Below are 15,804 nucleotides of genomic sequence, written 5' to 3' on the forward strand. Positions count from 1 at the left end.
GGCCCGTTGATATCACATCGTGACCGTGACGTCATCGGCCAGAGGCATCTTTCAGCAGAACTGAAACCGCTAAAAACGCCTCGCCTCAATGGCTGTCGGCTGATCTGCGATTCTGCGCTCTGCGCGGGCGCTGAAGCGACCAGGCTGCACCGAGCAACAGTCCCAGCGACGCCGGCTCCGGAATCACCCCCGCCTGCACCGCTCGCAATGCCGCCACGTACTCGCCGCCGAACAGCTTGGTGTGCTCGGCGATCAGAGCCTCCGCAAGCGGACCGGCCTGATTCACGTATGCATTGTCAATCAGGGCATAGTCGGTGGCGTCAATGACACCGCTGTAGTCAAAGTCACCGTTGATCCAGCCGCTCAACGTGTTGACGTACCCGTTGTCGATCAGCGAGTAGTCGGTGGCGTCGATCGAGCCACTGAGGTCGGCGTCGCCGAAATACGTGAACTTGATCAGGACTTCTCCGCCGCCCAGGCCGCTCACACCGGCAAAGTCGGTGTAGATCGGCCCACTTCCGCCGACTTGCGTCAGGTCGTTCAGCAACACGCCCAGACCATACAGAAAGCTTCCGGCGGTGGAGTTCTGGACGTTGGCCTGCGTCGAGCCGATGCCCGGCCCCTGCCAGTCGAAGTTGCCGCCATTCTCCAGAGCGGTTTTGATCTGAGCTGTGGTTGTGCCCAGATCCCCGCTGACGATGATCATGCTGTTGTTGTTCAGGTCCAGCCGGGCGGTGGGCGTAGCGCCGCCGGCGATGGTCAGAACCGAGGCGACCGTCGTGCCGCTGAAGTCGTTGGCCGCCGGCTTGGCGGTCACCCGCGCTGTCCCGCCGTTGATCGCGATCGGCCCGAAGCCGTTGCCGCCGTAGTACCCGAGCCGCGGAGCCGTGAGCGTGCCGGCGTTGACCGTCGTTCCGCCGGTGTGTGCCACATCGCCGCTGATCGTCCAGCCCGTGGAACCGTTTTTCACCAGCGCCGTGGAGCCGGAGGCATCATCGGTGATCGCCGCGCCCAGCACGTTCGTTCCCGCGGTTGCGCCGCCAAGCGTCAACACCCGCGCGCCCGTCCCGGTAAACGCGATCCCAGCCCCGGTGCTGGCCAGCGCAAGCGTTCCGGTGCCGTTGACTTCGATCGTCCCGCCGCCCGGACCCAGCGTGATCGACTGGCTGGCGACGGCGCTGCTGCCGCTGTTGTAGCGCAGCGTGCCGCCATTGAGCGTCACGGCGCCGGCAAGTCCGGCCGGATCCGTCGGCAGCGGCAGCGCCTTGATGTGGTTGACCTGAACCGCCCCGCCATTGATCACCATCGCCCCGGTCCAGTTCCAGTTATTCGCATCATTGATGAGAAGGTTTCCAGCGCCGCTCTTGGTCAGCACGGCGCTGCCGGAAATGCTGCCGGCGCTGCTGTTGAACGCATAGTTCAGCGTACCGTTGTTGACGTTGATCGCCGCCGGCCGCAGCTCGCCAAGCAGCTCCACCGTGCCGGTCGTGGCCGTGTCATCGAACGTCACGCTGTCGCCCCAGAAGAACTTCTGCGTCCCGCCGTTGAAGTTGGCGGCGCCGTTGGTGTCCCAGCGGGTGGCGGCGCCCGGCGCTCCGCCGGTCCAGGTCAGGCTCAGCGGCGCGGTGACGGAGCTGGTATCGAGGTAGACCACGCCGGGCACATCGGCCTTGACCACGGGCAGCCCGCGGTACTTCGTGTTGCCGCCGGCCAGTTGCACGCTCATCGTCGCCGCAAGCGTACCGCCCGCGTGCGTAATCAGCGTGTAGGTTCCCGTGCCCAGCGCGCCATCGATGGGGTTGATGTTGAACAGGATCGGCCCGGCCAGCGAATCCAGCGTCAGCGTACCGCTGACCTCAAGCAGGTCATTGACACCCGCGCCGACGACATTCGGCGTGGCCGACAGGTCGAAGTTGAGGTTGTTGCCCGCGGTGGCCGGCGCAAAGGCATTCCAGATGGTCAGATTGCCCTGGACGCTGAGCGTGCCGACGTGATTGCCCAGCGCGTCATCGCCGACGACGATCGCCGAATCGTCATAGGCGGTGAGCGATCCGAGCACCCTGCCGCCGCCGCGAAGCGTCTGACCCGACTGAAGCTCGTAGCCGGGGATCGCGCTGACATCCAGCGTGGCGCCGGGGTTGATGGTGATCGTCGAGCGGCTGATGGGGCTGCTGGGAAGCGGCGCGTTGCGCACTTTCAGCGTGCCAGCCAGGATGTTGGTCGGCCCGGTGAAGGTGTTGGCGAAGCTGGCCAGGGTCCAGGTGCCCGTGCCGATCTTGGTCACGCCGAATTGCCCCGTGCCCGTGCCGTTGGAGATGGCCCCGGAGATCGTGCCATCCCCGACGCCATCAAGAACCAGGGTGATGGAATCGCCGCTGGCGGTGTTGTTGGTGACGTTGCCGCTGATGGTCAGCGGCGCGTTGGCCTGGAGTCCGACCAGCGTTCCGCCGCCGATGATGCTCAGCGGACCGCTGAGGGTGACGTTGCCGCTGCTGACGATCGAGGGCACGACGGTCTGAGGCTCGCCGACGCGCGCGCCAAGATTGACGCGCTTGGCGGTGCTCACGCCGCTGAGATTGAACTGTCCGGCGTGCATCCCGCCGCCGGTCGCGATCGTGCCCGATGCCGGTCCCAGCGCGCCGGCGCTGCTGGCGAAGACCACGCCGTCCCACGCCGTCAGCGTCCCGGTGAAGTTGTTGCTGGCGTTGTTCAGATGCAGGTCCCCCTCATCTCGCTTGTCGATGTTGGCCGAGCCGCTGATCTGGCCGTTGATCGTGAGGGTCGCGATTCCGCGGAGCGTGGCGGTGCCGAGCGTGCCGACGTTCAGCGGGCTGCCGATGATCAGCGGCGCGACGGCGGCGTCGATGGTGGCGAGCTGCATCACGATGGCGCCGGTGGTGTTGACCGTCTGCGGAACGTCGGTGTAGTTGGCGATCGACGTCAGAGCATTGAGCGTGAAGCCATTGCCCGTGATCGTGAACGACGGCGAGGTCGTATCTTCGAACGTCAGCCCCGCCACTTTCGCGTTGACGATGTCGTTGTTGGAGACGGTCTGAGCTGCGCCGGCGGTGAAGCGGATCGGTGCGCCCGCCGGGCCGAGAAAGTCCGGGATCACGTCGCCGGCCCAGTTGGCGGCGGTGCTCCAGTTGGCATTGACGCCGCCGCCGTCCCACGCGGTGCCCGTCGCCGGCGCCGCCAGGCTCAGCAGTTCACCCACATCGCCCCCCGGCAGCGCGCGATTATAGACGCGCACGTCATCGATCACGCCGTTGAAAAACGCCGACGGCGCCGCGGTGGCGCGGGCGCCGATCAGCCAGTTCACCCCCGTCGAGATCGAGCCGGTGTCCAGCGTTGTCGCCGCGATAGGCACGTTATCGACGTAAAGCGTTACAGTACCGGCGGCGGTGCGGGTCACGCCCAGAAGATGAACGCGCCCGTCGGCGATGTCGATGTTGCTGTGCAGCGCCGTCGTGCCTGCGCCGTCGTGAGACCAGAATGGCGAGGTATCGGTGCCGGCGATGCCGCTGCTGTCAATCACGCCCAGGTTCGCCTGCCCGCCCTGCGCGTTGTTGTTCGACGCCAGGTAGCGTTCTGCCCCGTTGATCAGCGAGGCGCTGGTCTGAACGAACATGAAGAGGCTGAACTCCCCGCTGGCGGGAATCCACGCGGCGCTGTTGGTGTTGACGTAGTCGTTGATCCCGTCGAAGTAGTAGGCGTTGCCGACAACGCCCGGAATGGCGATCGCGACCCCGCCATTGAGCGTGCCATTGCTGGGCGACGACCCGGTATCGAACGCCGTGGTCCCGGAGCTTTCGTCGAAGGTGTAATAATGTGTCAATCCGGTGGTGATGTCGCCGCGGGCGCCAGCCGGGACCGCGACGGCAACGATCAAGGCCCCCAGGCCGGCACAGGCTCTGCCGGCGGCGATGCGAAGTGACAGCTTCTCCCTGTTGCGAATCCTGCTGCTGCGCTGCATTGCATTTCCTCCAGCGGGGTAAGACTCCGGGTGCACGGGACCGAGCACCTGGTCCAACACACTGTACACCATGTCCACGAGCCAGCGACCGCCTGATCACCCACCTGGCATGCCCTGTTCCGGGCGGAGCGGGCGGAGGGTACGACACCCGTACAAGCCACCGGCGATCTTACCGGAAAGCGGGCAAAATCGCACGGAAACTTTCTGTTTTCCGGCGGTAAGCTCCCGGGGAATTGGGTAGACCACATCGAAGAATCGGTCCGGGTGGTCGCGGGAAAGTTTCTGCGTCGCCAGCTTCTGGCCATCGACGAAAATGTCAAACTCCCTGGGATGATCGCCGCCGTCGCTTCCCCAGTAGGTGCAGACCAGCTCGACCGGCTGCTGCGGATCTACCTTCATGTCGAAGCTGAAGAATCCGCCATCGGTACAGTCGCGCCATTTGCGTCCGGCGTGTTCCCCGGTACGGGTCTTTTCGCCGGTGAAGTTGTGATCCCGCTCCGGCTGCATTTCGCCGGGCTGGAAGAAGTCGATGGTGCGGCGTTCGATCTCCGCTTGCCGCGCCAGCTCGGCGCGATACTCCGCCTCGCGCGCCGCCCACTGCTCGGGCGTGAACACGTCCCAGTACACGCCATAGCGCGAGTCAGTGATCTGGTACAGCGGGCGAAAGCTCAGGTCCGTCGGGCGGCCCACGCCGACGCTCCTCCAGCTCAGTCCGCTCTGATCCGTTGCCACAAGCCATTGCTGCGGCGGCCTGGCGTGCACGAGCAGCGCCGGAACCAGCGCCGGATCGACATCCTGGCCGATTTCTCCAGCCAGCAGCACCGGCCCGCGAAAAACCGATATCTTGTTGGCATCATCCGCGGGCGATTCGCTGCGCAGCGCCATCGGCAGCTTCAGCTCGATCGTGTCCCCGGCGTTCCACGTTCGCCGGATCGTCAGGAAACTTCCGGGCGATGAGTCGACCGATTGCTGCTGTCCATTGATTCGGATCTCGATGCTGGGCGCCCAGCGCGGGTGCCTGAGCTTGATCGCCAGCGGTGTCGATTGCGATGCCTGGCTGACGACCAGCTTCACGCTGTCGGATTCGGGAAACTGCGTCTGTTGCCGGATGACTATTCCCTTAGCGCGCCAGTTCAGTTCCGAGGCAATGAACAGGTTGATGTACAGCGTCGAGTCGTCCGAACCGCGGAAATAGACGCTTTCGCCATAGCGGGCGTGATTCTCCATGCCGGTTCCGACGCAGCAGGTCCAATCGTCGAAAAGACTTTGGAACTTCTTTTTCGATCCGGTCTTCAGCGGGAGGTAATACAGCACCTGCCCGGTCTTGCGGTGCTGCGACGCCAGGATATGGTTCAACATCGCCCGCTCGTAATACTCGATGCATGTGGGGTCGGCAGTCCACGCGAACACGTGGCCGGTAAGCTTGAGCATGTTGTAGACATTGCATGTCTCGGCGGTGTTGCCGTTGAGTCTCCCGGCCAGCACGTCCGGGGGGCCAAAGTGCTCATTGAGGCTGTTGCCCCCGTTGACGTAGGTGTGATGCTCGACAACGGTCCGCCAGAAGAACTCGGCGGCGGCGCGGTCGCTCTCCCGGCCGGTCAGCTCATACTGCCGGGCCAGCCCGATCAGCTTGGGAATCTGCGTGTTGGCGTGCTTGCCGGGGAGGATGTCGCGACCCTCGGCCAGTGGATCCAGAATCGCCTTGTGATGAAAGCGCCTCGCCAGCGTCAGGTACTTTGGATCTGCGGTGATCGCGTACACGTCCGCCGCCACTTCGTTCATCCCGCCATGCTCGCAGGCCAGCATCTGCTGAAGCTGCTCTTCGGTGAGACGGTCAGTGATGCCCAGCGTCCAGTCGGCCAGTTTCACGAGCACTTCCCGCGCCGTGGCGTTGCCGCAGTACAGGTATGCATCGCGCAGCCCGGCCATGAGCTTGTGCTGCGTGTACCACGGAACCCACAGCCCGTTGAGATCGAAGCCTTTGGAACGAATCTGGCCCTGGGCGACCTCGGCGAAGACCGGCTTGCCGTTGGGAATGCCGCTTAAATAGCCGTCGCCGTGGGCCCGCTGGCACTCGGCCAGCTCATCGACGATGTAGGAGACGCGCTGAAGCAACGGTTGTTTGCCTGTCGCCGCGTACATCAGCGACAACGCCGACAGGTAGTGTCCCAGCGAATGCCCGCCGATCGATCTGCTTTCCCACCCGCCATACTTAGGCGCTTTGGGCTCCAGTCCCGCTTCGGAACGGTAGCCGGACAGCAGCCGGTCCGCATCGATCTTCAGCAGCCACTGCTCATCCAGGTCCTGCGCCACCTTGAATGGCCCGTCGAGCAGTCGAACGTCGGCCAGATCAAACGGCCGGGCTGCAAGCGGCACAACCGGCGGGCGCAGTCCGGCGTCTTGCCCGTTCGCAAAAGCCGCTGTCAACACGCCAATCGCCGCCGCCGAGATCAACAGGGGAATCCAGCTCATAAGCAATCTCCGAATCTGCGGATTTGAACACAGCGCCGCGCGTGCTTCAATCTGTGGAGTGGCTGGTCCAGCAGTCGCCGGACTGGCGCCAGATCGGATGATCTGGAAACGATCCGGGACAATCCATTACACTGCGGCCGGCAGCGGACCGGGGAACAGGCCGATGATGGAACAGCCAGCGCTGTTGGTGGCCGAGGGAATCAGCAAGTCATTTCCGGGCGTGCGCGCGCTGGACGGGGTGGATTTTGTGCTGAAGGCCGGCGAGATCCACGCACTGATGGGAGAAAACGGGGCCGGAAAATCCACGCTGATCAAGGTGCTCACCGGCGTGTACCGTCGCGACGCTGGAGTCATTCGACTCAACGGCACGCCGATCGAACCGCGCTCTCCTCATCATGCCCAGAGCCTTGGCATCAGCACCGTGTATCAGGAGGTCAACCTGATCCCGGGACTGTCGGTGGCGGAAAATATCTACCTTGGCCGCCAGCCCCGACGCTTCGGGCAGATCGCCTGGCGAGCAATGAACCTGCGCGCCTCCGAAGCGATGCGGCGGCTGGATATCGACATCGACGTGACGCGCCCGCTGGATGACTATCCGATCGCGATCCAGCAGATGGTGGCCATCGCCCGCGCCCTGGACATCCGCGCCAGCGTGCTGATCCTGGACGAGCCTACAGCCAGTCTGGACGCCGCCGAGACGCGGCAGCTCTTTTCCGTGATGCGTCGTCTGGCCGGGCAGGGATTGGGCATCATCTTCGTCACGCACTTCCTGGAACAGGTTTATCAGGTCAGCGGGCGGATCACGGTGCTGCGCAACGGTCGGCTGGTGGGCACGTATGAAACGGCCGCACTGCCGCGGATCGAGCTGATCGCGCGCATGATGGGCAGGCAGGCCTCGGAAGTGCAGGCCATGCAGCAGGAGCGCGCCGCGCCGGCCGATGACACCCGGCAACCGCCACTTCTCCAGGCTCGGGGCCTGGGACGCAGCGGCTCGATCGAGCCGTTCGACCTGGAGCTTAGCGGCGGCGAAGTGCTGGGCCTGGCGGGGCTGCTGGGTTCGGGGCGAAGCCAGATGGTGCGCCTGCTGTTCGGGATCGACCGCGCTGATTGCGGCACGCTGCGTATCGCCGGCAGCACCGTCAATCGCCGCCGACACACGCCTCGCAACGCCATCCGGCTTGGGCTGGGTCTGTGTCCCGAGGACCGCAAGACCTCCGGCATCATTCCCGATCTGTCGCTGCGGGAGAACATCATTCTGGTGCTCCAGGGGCAGCGAGGCTGGATTCGGCCGCTGCGACGCTGGCGACAGCAGCAACTGGCCGAGCAGTTCATCCGGGCGCTGAACATCGCCACCCCGCACGCCGAACAGCCTGTCAAGTTCCTCAGCGGCGGAAATCAGCAGAAGGCGATCCTGGCCCGATGGCTCCTGAGCCGCCCGAAGCTGCTGCTGCTGGATGAGCCGACCCGAGGCATCGACGTCGGCGCCAAGTTCGAGATCGCCAGACTCATCGAACAGTTGCGCCGCGAGGGCATGGCGATCATTTTCGTCTCCGCCGAGCTGGAAGAAATCGTCCGCAGCAGTCAGCGTGTGGCGGTGCTGCGCGACCGGCGCAAGATCGCCGAGCTGACAGGCGAGCAGATCAACGAACAGCGCATCATGGCGACCATCGCCGGTTCAGATGCCCACGAACCGCGATTCAAACAGTCCGCGTCAACCTAATGCCGAGGTGAAGATGAATGGGTTTCGGAAATTGTCGCTTGTGCCGATCGTGGTGATGTGGCTGGCCGCGGCGCTTCAGGCCGCCCAGCCCGCCGCCATCACCGTCCACGCTGATCGTCCGGCCCAGCAGATTCCCCAGTCGCTGTGGGGCATCTTCTTTGAGGAGATCAACCGGGCCGGCGATGGAGGACTCTACGCCGAGATGATCCTGAACCGATCCTTCGAGGATTCCGACAAGCCCGAGGGCTGGGAGCTGATCAGGTCCGGCGATGCCGATGGCGAGATCGCCATCGATACCACTCGTCCATTGAATGAGCGCAACGGACGCGCGCTGAAACTGACGGTTCGCAGCAAAGGCGATGGACGGCTTGGCGTGGCAAACCATGGCTTTAAGGGCATGGCGGTGCGCGGCGGCGAAGCGTACATCCTCACACTTCAGGCATGTGCGGATGACGACTATCAGGGACCGCTTGCCGTCAGTATTGAAACCCGCGACGGCAGCCAGGTGCTGGCCAGCGGCGTCACGCGCACCCTGAGCTCGCGCTGGGAGCAGTCACAGGTGATGCTCACCCCCAGCCAGACTTCGCACGACGCCAGGCTGGTCATCTCCCCCACCGCCGCGCGCGGCACGGTCTGGCTCGACATGGTCAGCCTCTTTCCGACCGGCACTTTCAAGAATCGCCCCAACGGACTGCGCGCCGACCTGGCACAGTTCCTGCTCGAGCTGCGGCCGGCGTTCGTGCGATTCCCCGGCGGGTGCTGGGTCGAAGGCGAGCGGATGGAGCTGGCCTACCGCTGGAAACAGACGATCGGCGAGCTGTCGCAGCGGCGGAATCACCGCAATATCTGGGGCTACTGCTCGACCCATGGGCTGGGATTCCATGAGTACCTGCAACTGTGCGAAGACCTGGGCGCCGAGCCGCTGTTCGTGATCAACTGCGGCATGGCGCATCGCGACCACGTGCCCATGGAGCAGATGCTGCCCTACGTGCAGGATGCGCTGGATGCGATCGAGTACGCCAACGGACCGCCAGACAGCCAATGGGGCTCGCTGCGCGCCCGGGCCGGGCATCCCCAGCCGTTCAACCTCAAGTACATCCAGATCGGCAACGAAAACGGCGGGCCGCTTTACTACGAGCGTTACGCCCTGTTCTACGACGCGATCAAGGCCAAGTATCCGCAGATGAAGATCATCGCCAACTTCTGGGCTGGCGGGCGCCCGACGAACCGGCCGGTCGAGATCCTCGATGAGCACTATTACAGCTCGGCGGCGTTTTTCCTGCGCAATGCGGACCGATACGACTCCTACGACCGCGCCGGACCGAAGATCTACGTCGGCGAGTTTGCGGTCACGCAGGGCGCCGGCACGGGCAATCTCCGCGCCGCCGTCGCCGAGGCCGCCTTCATGACCGGCATCGAACGCAACAGCGACATCGTCATCATGGCCAGCTATGCCCCGCTGCTGGCGCACGTCGCCTACAAAGCCTGGAACCCGGATCTGATCTATTTCGATGCATCCCGTGTCTACGGCACGCCCAGCTATTACGTGCAGAAGCTGTTCGCCGAGAATCGTGGGCGGGTGCTGCTGCCGACCGATGTCCAGCAGACACTGACCCCGCCGCAGCCCAAAGGCGCCATCGGTGTGGGCGCGTGGCTGACGCAGGCCGAATTCAGGGACATCAAAGTCCAGCGCGAAGGACAGACACTGTTCGAATCCGATTTCACCCGAGGCATCGAGGGCTGGACGACCGACCGCGGCCAGTGGGAAGCCAGGGACGGGCTGCTGCGTCAGACCGGCAACCCGCGCGGGGCAATCGCCTTTGCCGGCGATCCGGGATGGTCCGATTACACCCTCAGCCTCAAGGCTCGCAAGCTCGGCGGCGCGGAAGGATTCCTGATCCTCTTCCACGTCGGCGACGCACGCAACTACACCTGGTGGAACATCGGCGGATGGGGCAACACACGCCACGGCATCGAGCATTTTGCCGACGGCGCCAACAACGGCCGTGTCGGAGAGTCGGTGAACGGCTCGATCGAAACCGGTCGCTGGTATGACGTGCGAGTGGAAGTCAAAGGCCCGGCGGTTCGCTGCTATCTGGATGGAGCTCTGATCCACGAGGCGAACTACACGTCGCCCCGGACGCTGTTCGCCACCGCCGCGCGCGACGACGACGGGCAAATCATCCTCAAGGTCGTCAACGCGGCCAATCAGCCGCAGCCCGCCGCGATCAGCCTCCAGGGACTGACCAGCGTCGATCCGGTCGGATCCATCACGGTGCTGACCGGCGAAAATCCCACCGACGAAAACTCGTTCGAGCAGCCGACCAGGGTCGCGCCGATGCAGAAACGGATCGACGGCGTCGCCGACCGGTTCACTTGCGATTTCCCGGCCAACTCCGTGAATGTCGTGCGAATCAGAGGAGCTTCCAAATGAACAGGTGCATGAAGCGTGCGGTACTGCTGGCGATGGGGCTGTGGATCTCGATGGCGCTGGCGGCGTGCGATCGCGCCGGCGAGCGGTCGGGCGCGTCGGCAACGCAACCGTCGGCCTCCGGCGGCAAAAAACTGGTCGTGGGATTCTCCCAGATCGGCGCTGAAAGCGCCTGGCGAACCGCCAACACCCGATCGATCCGCGAAGAGGCCGAGCGACGCGGTATTGACCTGCGATTTTCCGACGCCCAGCAGAAGCAGGAAAACCAGATCAAGGCGCTGCGGTCATTCATCGCCCAAAAGGTGGATGTGATCATGTTTTCTCCGGTGATCGAGACCGGGTGGGGTCCGGTCATGCAGGAGATCCGCGCTGCGGGCATTCCGGTGATCGTCGCCGACCGCAGACCCGATGTGGATGAGTCGATGTACGTCACGTTCATCGGCTCGGATTTCGTCGAGGAAGGTCGCCGCGCCGCCGAATGGCTGGCCAAAAAGATGAACGGCCAGGCGAACATCGCCGAGCTTCAGGGCACCACCGGCAGCGCCCCGGCCAACGATCGGGCCAAGGGCTTCCGCGAGGTTCTCGAGCGATATCCCCAGATGAGGATCATCAAGAGCCAGACCGGCGACTTCACACGCAGCGGCGGCAAGGAAGTGATGGAAGCCTTCCTCAAGAGCCCGGAAGGACCGCAGATCAATGCGCTGTTCGCGCACAACGACGACATGGCGCTGGGCGCGATCCAGGCGATCGAGGAAGTCGGCCGAAAGCCCGGGCAGGACATCATCATCGTTTCGATCGACGGTGTGAAAGGCGCATTTGAAGCGATGGTCGCGGGCAAGCTCAACTGCACCGTCGAGTGCAACCCGCTGATCGGCCCGCAGCTCTTCGATGCCGTCGAGAAGCTGATGCGCGGCGAGCCGCTGCCCAAACGCATCGCCGTGGAAGAAGGAGTCTACGACCAGTCCCAGGCCGCCGCGGTCATCCACAGCCGCAGGTACTGATGCAGCTTCCGCGGCGAGCTACGGCTGCGGCGGCGTCGCCCCGATATGCTCAAGCTCCTGCATCGCCGCCGCCATCGGCTCGAACTCCACGTGTCCGTCGGCGTAGGTGATGTTCATGCCGTCGTGGTTGTGATTGTCGGGCTTCTCGTACAGCAGGATGTCTCGTTCTCCCAGCGCGGCGACTCGCTTGCCGGCGCCAAGGTAAACATAGTCGGAGTTGGCGTTCACCCAGGCAATCTGCGACTGAAGATCAGCGGCGGCGATTTGCGGCGGGAGCTGCGTGCGGCTCGATGGGCAGATGAAGACCTGCGGTGACAACTCCTGCGTCAGCAGTTCACCCAGCGCCTGCGGATACTGCCCGCCGTGTTCGTTGCAGTGCAGGAGCATCGCCTGGCCGATCTGACGCATGTTCGCGGCACACTTGACCCGGTTGGCCGTCTCGCGGGCGCGGTTCAGCGACGGCAGGAGGATGCTGACCATCATCGCGCCGGCCGCCGGGGCGCCGTTGGTGAGCATCCCCGGCTCGGAAAGCAGCGTGCTGCCCGGGAAGGGACTGATGGCCCGCGTGTAATAACCGGCGTCGTCAACCCAGGAGACGGAACCGGCGGGCGCGATGTGCTGGGCGAGCACATCCAGCGGCGGCAGCAGCGGCTCGGGCAGTGGGATGCCGAACAGGTCGGCAAAGCCCCCGTAACGGCCCAGCAACATGAACTGCTGATACATCGTGCCCCGCAGCGCCGTTTCCGGCAGGTCATAGAAGCTGAACGCCACCGGCTCGGCCACGCCCAGACGCTTGCGCAGCGCCACGAAGTCCTGGTTGCTTTCGATCGACGGCTGCCCGCGCGACAGCCACCGCGCCCCCGCCGCCGCCGACTGCGGATACAGACCCATGTACAGGTATCCGTCTCGAATGACCCACGCCGGTGCGATGATCGGCAGACCCACATAGTACACGGTCATCCCGTCGATCTTCGTGTTGCGCAGGCGGATCTGCACGCCCGCCTGAATGCTGTTCAACGCCACAGCGCCCCAGTTGCTCAGGTTGACCATGGCGGTGGGCAGTGCCGAAGCGGCTTTGGCCGGATCGTCAAGCCGATTGACGATGACGACCCCGAGCAACCCGTTGCCCGCCACCGAAGGCGAGCAGTACGCCGCCCACTGTCGCCCCAGCGGCTCCAGCACATCTGTGACTGGGTTTTTGGCAATGGCAAGCTGCACCCCGCCCAGAACCTGATCGAACACTCGCTGCGCCTGCGGGTCGATCTGCCCGGCGATTTCACGCAGCCGCGTGATGAGCCTGGCGGCATCGAACTGCCCCACCGCAGCGAAGGTGGCGTCGGCGGGAATGGCCTTGAGCAGCTCCGGCGAAATCGCTTCGTCCGACAGGCCTTCCAAAAGCCCCTTGCGCGGCGCCGGAGCCTCGATGAAGGTCTGCGTCAGCCAGTCCGGGCCATCAAAGCCCGATGTGCGAATCAGCCGTTTCAGCCCGCGCAGACCCAGTGCGTCGATCACCTTCGGCACGGTCTGCTGAGCCTGAACATCGTCCTGCTGCTGCGCGAGCTGTTCGATCATCGCGATGACGCGTTCAAAATCGACATAGACGACGCTGACCGGCTGCTTGTGCGGCTGCCGCTTCATCGCCGCCACGAACGCGGGCGAGTGCAGCAGGTCGCGGCGAGCGTCGCCGGCAAGCGCCTCCGCCTCGTCGGCGTAGCCGACGAGCAGCCCGACCAGACCCTCTCGCCGGAACGCACGCACCGCATCGTCGGCATCGCCCGCCTGTGCCAGCAGCTTCGCCAACTGCTGCTGCACCGATTCCGCGTCATTGCCGGCCCGGCAGATCACCGCGAGCCTGGGCGTTGGCCGACGGAAGTTGCGCGTGTCCATCCCCGCGAAATAGATCGCGGTGGGATATTTCCACAGCGGCTTGGAAAGCGCCTGAATCATCTGGACCGCCTGCCGCGAACCCGGCTCCTGTTCGATGAGTTTCTGCCCCGCCTGCGGAAGGAACTGCGTGAACAGCTCGCGGATTCTCGAGGCATCGAGCAGCGCCTTCAGATGCGATTGCGCGTACTCCGGAGGCAGCGAGTCGGCGCCGCACCAGGCCAGGTATAGCATCGCGTCCTCGGGCACTTGATCGGCCAGCGGTTGTCCAAGGACCGGAACGACAAGGCTGAGCACAGTGAGCACGGTGATGGGCAGACGGCGCATGACGGTCCTCCCTGTTGATGGTTAAGCTGCGGCCCTGGCCATCTTCCCTTCGCCGCCGCGGCAAGTAAAGCCCGCCCCGGCCAGGAGCGCGATCGATTCCATGCCACACCGCCGGATGGCCCGCATGGTTCTGGCCGGGATCATGGGGACGAAGCTGTGGTTAGGCCGGTGGACACCTGAAGCAGATCGGCCCGGACCCAGATTTCAAAGGGTTTGGCGGCCCAACTGATCCGCGCTGGGAACAGGTCATCGAAGGTGCGCTGCGAGATCAGGCGGTAGCGATGTCCCGCCGTCGCGGGCTGTGTTCGCAGCACATCGACCGGGCGGAGCAGCACGTCGTATTGCGCGTCGGCCTGTGCGGCCAGGGGATCAGAACCGCGTGGCAGAAGCACGATCTGCCAGTGGAACAGATCCAGCGGAGGAAGCGAATACGGCGCCGGCTCGGCCCAAATCCCCAGCCGCCGCGCGCCCAGTTGTTTCAGTCCTTCCAGCAGCATGGCATCTTCGATGCGTCGGGCGGCGCCGGTGGCGTCGCGGACGAAGCCGCGCAGGTAGATGATGCCGGGCAACACCGTCAAGGCCACGAGGATCACGACGACCTGAACTCTTTCAAACGTGCGAATCCGCGCCCGCCCCGCCAGCACCGCGGCGCAAATCCCCAGCACGATGTCCGGCAGCACCGCGAACCGCCCGTACTCGCCAGGCTTTCCCGCGGCCAGAAGCATGAATTGCACGACAATCACCGCCGACACGGCAGAAAGAATGCGCAGCACAGCCGCGTGGGGTGCGGCGCTGCTGCGCCAGATCAGCACCGCCCCCAGCAGCCCCACCAGCATGACCAGTGGCGATGCGCCTTCGATCATGAGCTTTGCGGCATTGACGGCGCCTTCCAGCACGCGGCCGACTTCATACATCGCCCGGGTGTTTCGCAGGTTCGACTCCAGCACGGCGCGATCGCCCAGCAGATGCACCAGCACGTAAGGATTGGTGGCGAAGTAGACGGCGACGGCGATTGCTCCCGAGGCCAGCACGATGCGGGCGCGTCTGGCCCAGGTCATCGGGCGCAGCAGCACCATGATCGGCGGGATCAGCAAGGCCAGCAGCCCGGAGAGGACCATCCCCATCGCCGCGCCGCACAGGACGGCGGCGACCATCCACCATCGCGTGGCGCCGCTGTTGACGAATCGGCCCGCCGCCATTGCGGCAAGCAGCATCAGCACCGCCCCGGGCAGGTGCGGCTTGGCTTCGTGCGAGAGGTTCACGACCACCGGCATGAAGATGTAGAGCAGGCCGGCGACGGCGGCGGCGAGCAGTCCCCCGCCCGCCGTCCGCGCGATGCCGAACACCGCCGCCAGCCCAATCAGCGCCCAGCCAACGGTATAGAGTCTGGCCACGATGTAGAAACGGGCGAACTGCTCGGGGTGATCCAGGTACCAGCTCTGGCTTGCCGAGGGGTTGAGCGTCAGCTTGATCAGCGCTGCGACGGGATAGACCCACAATCCGCCGTACTGATACAGCTTCGGGTCGAAATCGCCCTGGCTGGGGCGCATCGACGCCAGCGCCATCATGGTGATCATCTCGTCGGGCTGAGAAGTGTACAGGCGGAAACGACGGATGATTTCAGCGCGGGCGGCGTCGGTATCGTTGAGGACGACCGGCACGTCGCGGCGGGCGATGGGGTTGGGGTCCACATCCGCCCCGATCCGCTGGCCCGGTTCTCGCTCCCCCGCCAGTTGTGCGATCTGCTGGCCGGTCCAGACAGGACGATCAGAGAACAGGATGGGGTCGATCTGGCGTGAAGGCAATCCCCAGTTGATGCCGGCAGAAAAGACGCACGCTCCCAGGAGCAAAAGTCCGACAAGCAGAGTTCGTGCGCCGCCGCGTTCGGTCATCCGCAGCAAGTCTACCCGCGATTTTCATTGGGAACACAGGCGTCGCGAAATCGGCCCGGGCAAACGGGGGCCGACAGGTGCCGGCACCGGCCGACCATCCA

7 protein-coding genes are annotated in these 15,804 nt (G+C 64.8%); 3 read left to right on the top strand and 4 right to left on the bottom strand.

From position 1 onward, the window contains the following. Positions 1-85: 85 nt before the first annotated feature. Both ACQS5P_RS00525 and ACQS5P_RS00530 read right to left on the bottom strand, forming a co-directional pair. Entirely contained in the window at positions 86-3,976 is a 3,891-nt protein-coding gene (locus ACQS5P_RS00525; protein ID WP_428938950.1) for a beta strand repeat-containing protein, read from the bottom strand. A 96-nt stretch (positions 3,977-4,072) separates the two neighbouring features. Then, on the bottom strand, positions 4,073-6,448 hold the full coding sequence (locus ACQS5P_RS00530; RefSeq protein ID WP_428938951.1) for a beta-L-arabinofuranosidase domain-containing protein: 2,376 nt from the start codon (positions 6,446-6,448) through the stop codon (positions 4,073-4,075). A gap of 163 nt (positions 6,449-6,611) precedes the next feature. Here ACQS5P_RS00530 and ACQS5P_RS00535 point away from each other — a divergent pair, with 163 nt between their 5' ends. The 3 genes from ACQS5P_RS00535 to ACQS5P_RS00545 are packed head-to-tail and all read left to right on the top strand — an operon-like array spanning position 6,612 to position 11,600. After that, positions 6,612-8,168: a sugar ABC transporter ATP-binding protein gene (locus ACQS5P_RS00535; protein WP_428938952.1), complete on the top strand. Its 1,557-nt coding sequence runs from the start codon at positions 6,612-6,614 to the stop codon at positions 8,166-8,168. 13 nt (positions 8,169-8,181) lie between these two features. Then, a complete protein-coding gene (locus tag ACQS5P_RS00540) occupies positions 8,182-10,602 on the top strand; it encodes an alpha-L-arabinofuranosidase C-terminal domain-containing protein (protein WP_428938953.1) in 2,421 nt (806 codons plus the stop codon). Next, the gene (locus ACQS5P_RS00545; protein WP_428938954.1) at positions 10,599-11,600 is read left to right on the top strand and encodes a substrate-binding domain-containing protein; all 1,002 of its coding nucleotides are present in this window, start codon (positions 10,599-10,601) and stop codon (positions 11,598-11,600) included. Before ACQS5P_RS00540 ends, ACQS5P_RS00545 begins: the two co-directional genes overlap by 4 nt. An 18-nt stretch (positions 11,601-11,618) precedes the next feature. On the opposite strand, the gene ACQS5P_RS00550 is transcribed toward ACQS5P_RS00545, so the two are convergent. Both ACQS5P_RS00550 and ACQS5P_RS00555 read right to left on the bottom strand, forming a co-directional pair. Beyond that, positions 11,619-13,811 carry a hypothetical protein gene (locus tag ACQS5P_RS00550; protein WP_428938955.1) on the bottom strand — a complete coding sequence of 731 codons (2,193 nt, stop codon included), beginning with the start codon at positions 13,809-13,811 and terminating at the stop codon, positions 11,619-11,621. Between the two features lie 140 nt (positions 13,812-13,951). After that, complete coding sequence (locus ACQS5P_RS00555) at positions 13,952-15,703, bottom strand: hypothetical protein (protein WP_428938956.1); 1,752 nt, start codon at positions 15,701-15,703, stop codon at positions 13,952-13,954. Positions 15,704-15,804 lie beyond the last annotated feature (101 nt).

The organism is Fontivita pretiosa (assembly GCF_050410795.1).
Classification (GTDB): Bacteria; Planctomycetota; Phycisphaerae; order Tepidisphaerales; family Tepidisphaeraceae; genus Fontivita; species Fontivita pretiosa.

Coding starts and splice junctions, on each gene's coding strand:
- ACQS5P_RS00550 (WP_428938955.1), bottom strand. CDS start 13,811: ATGCGCCGTCTGCCCATCACCGTGCTCACTGTGCTCAGCCTTGTCGTT.
- ACQS5P_RS00540 (WP_428938953.1), top strand. CDS start 8,182: ATGAATGGGTTTCGGAAATTGTCGCTTGTGCCGATCGTGGTGATGTGG.
- ACQS5P_RS00525 (WP_428938950.1), bottom strand. CDS start 3,976: ATGCAGCGCAGCAGCAGGATTCGCAACAGGGAGAAGCTGTCACTTCGC.
- ACQS5P_RS00535 (WP_428938952.1), top strand. CDS start 6,612: ATGATGGAACAGCCAGCGCTGTTGGTGGCCGAGGGAATCAGCAAGTCA.
- ACQS5P_RS00545 (WP_428938954.1), top strand. CDS start 10,599: ATGAACAGGTGCATGAAGCGTGCGGTACTGCTGGCGATGGGGCTGTGG.
- ACQS5P_RS00555 (WP_428938956.1), bottom strand. CDS start 15,703: ATGACCGAACGCGGCGGCGCACGAACTCTGCTTGTCGGACTTTTGCTC.
- ACQS5P_RS00530 (WP_428938951.1), bottom strand. CDS start 6,448: ATGAGCTGGATTCCCCTGTTGATCTCGGCGGCGGCGATTGGCGTGTTG.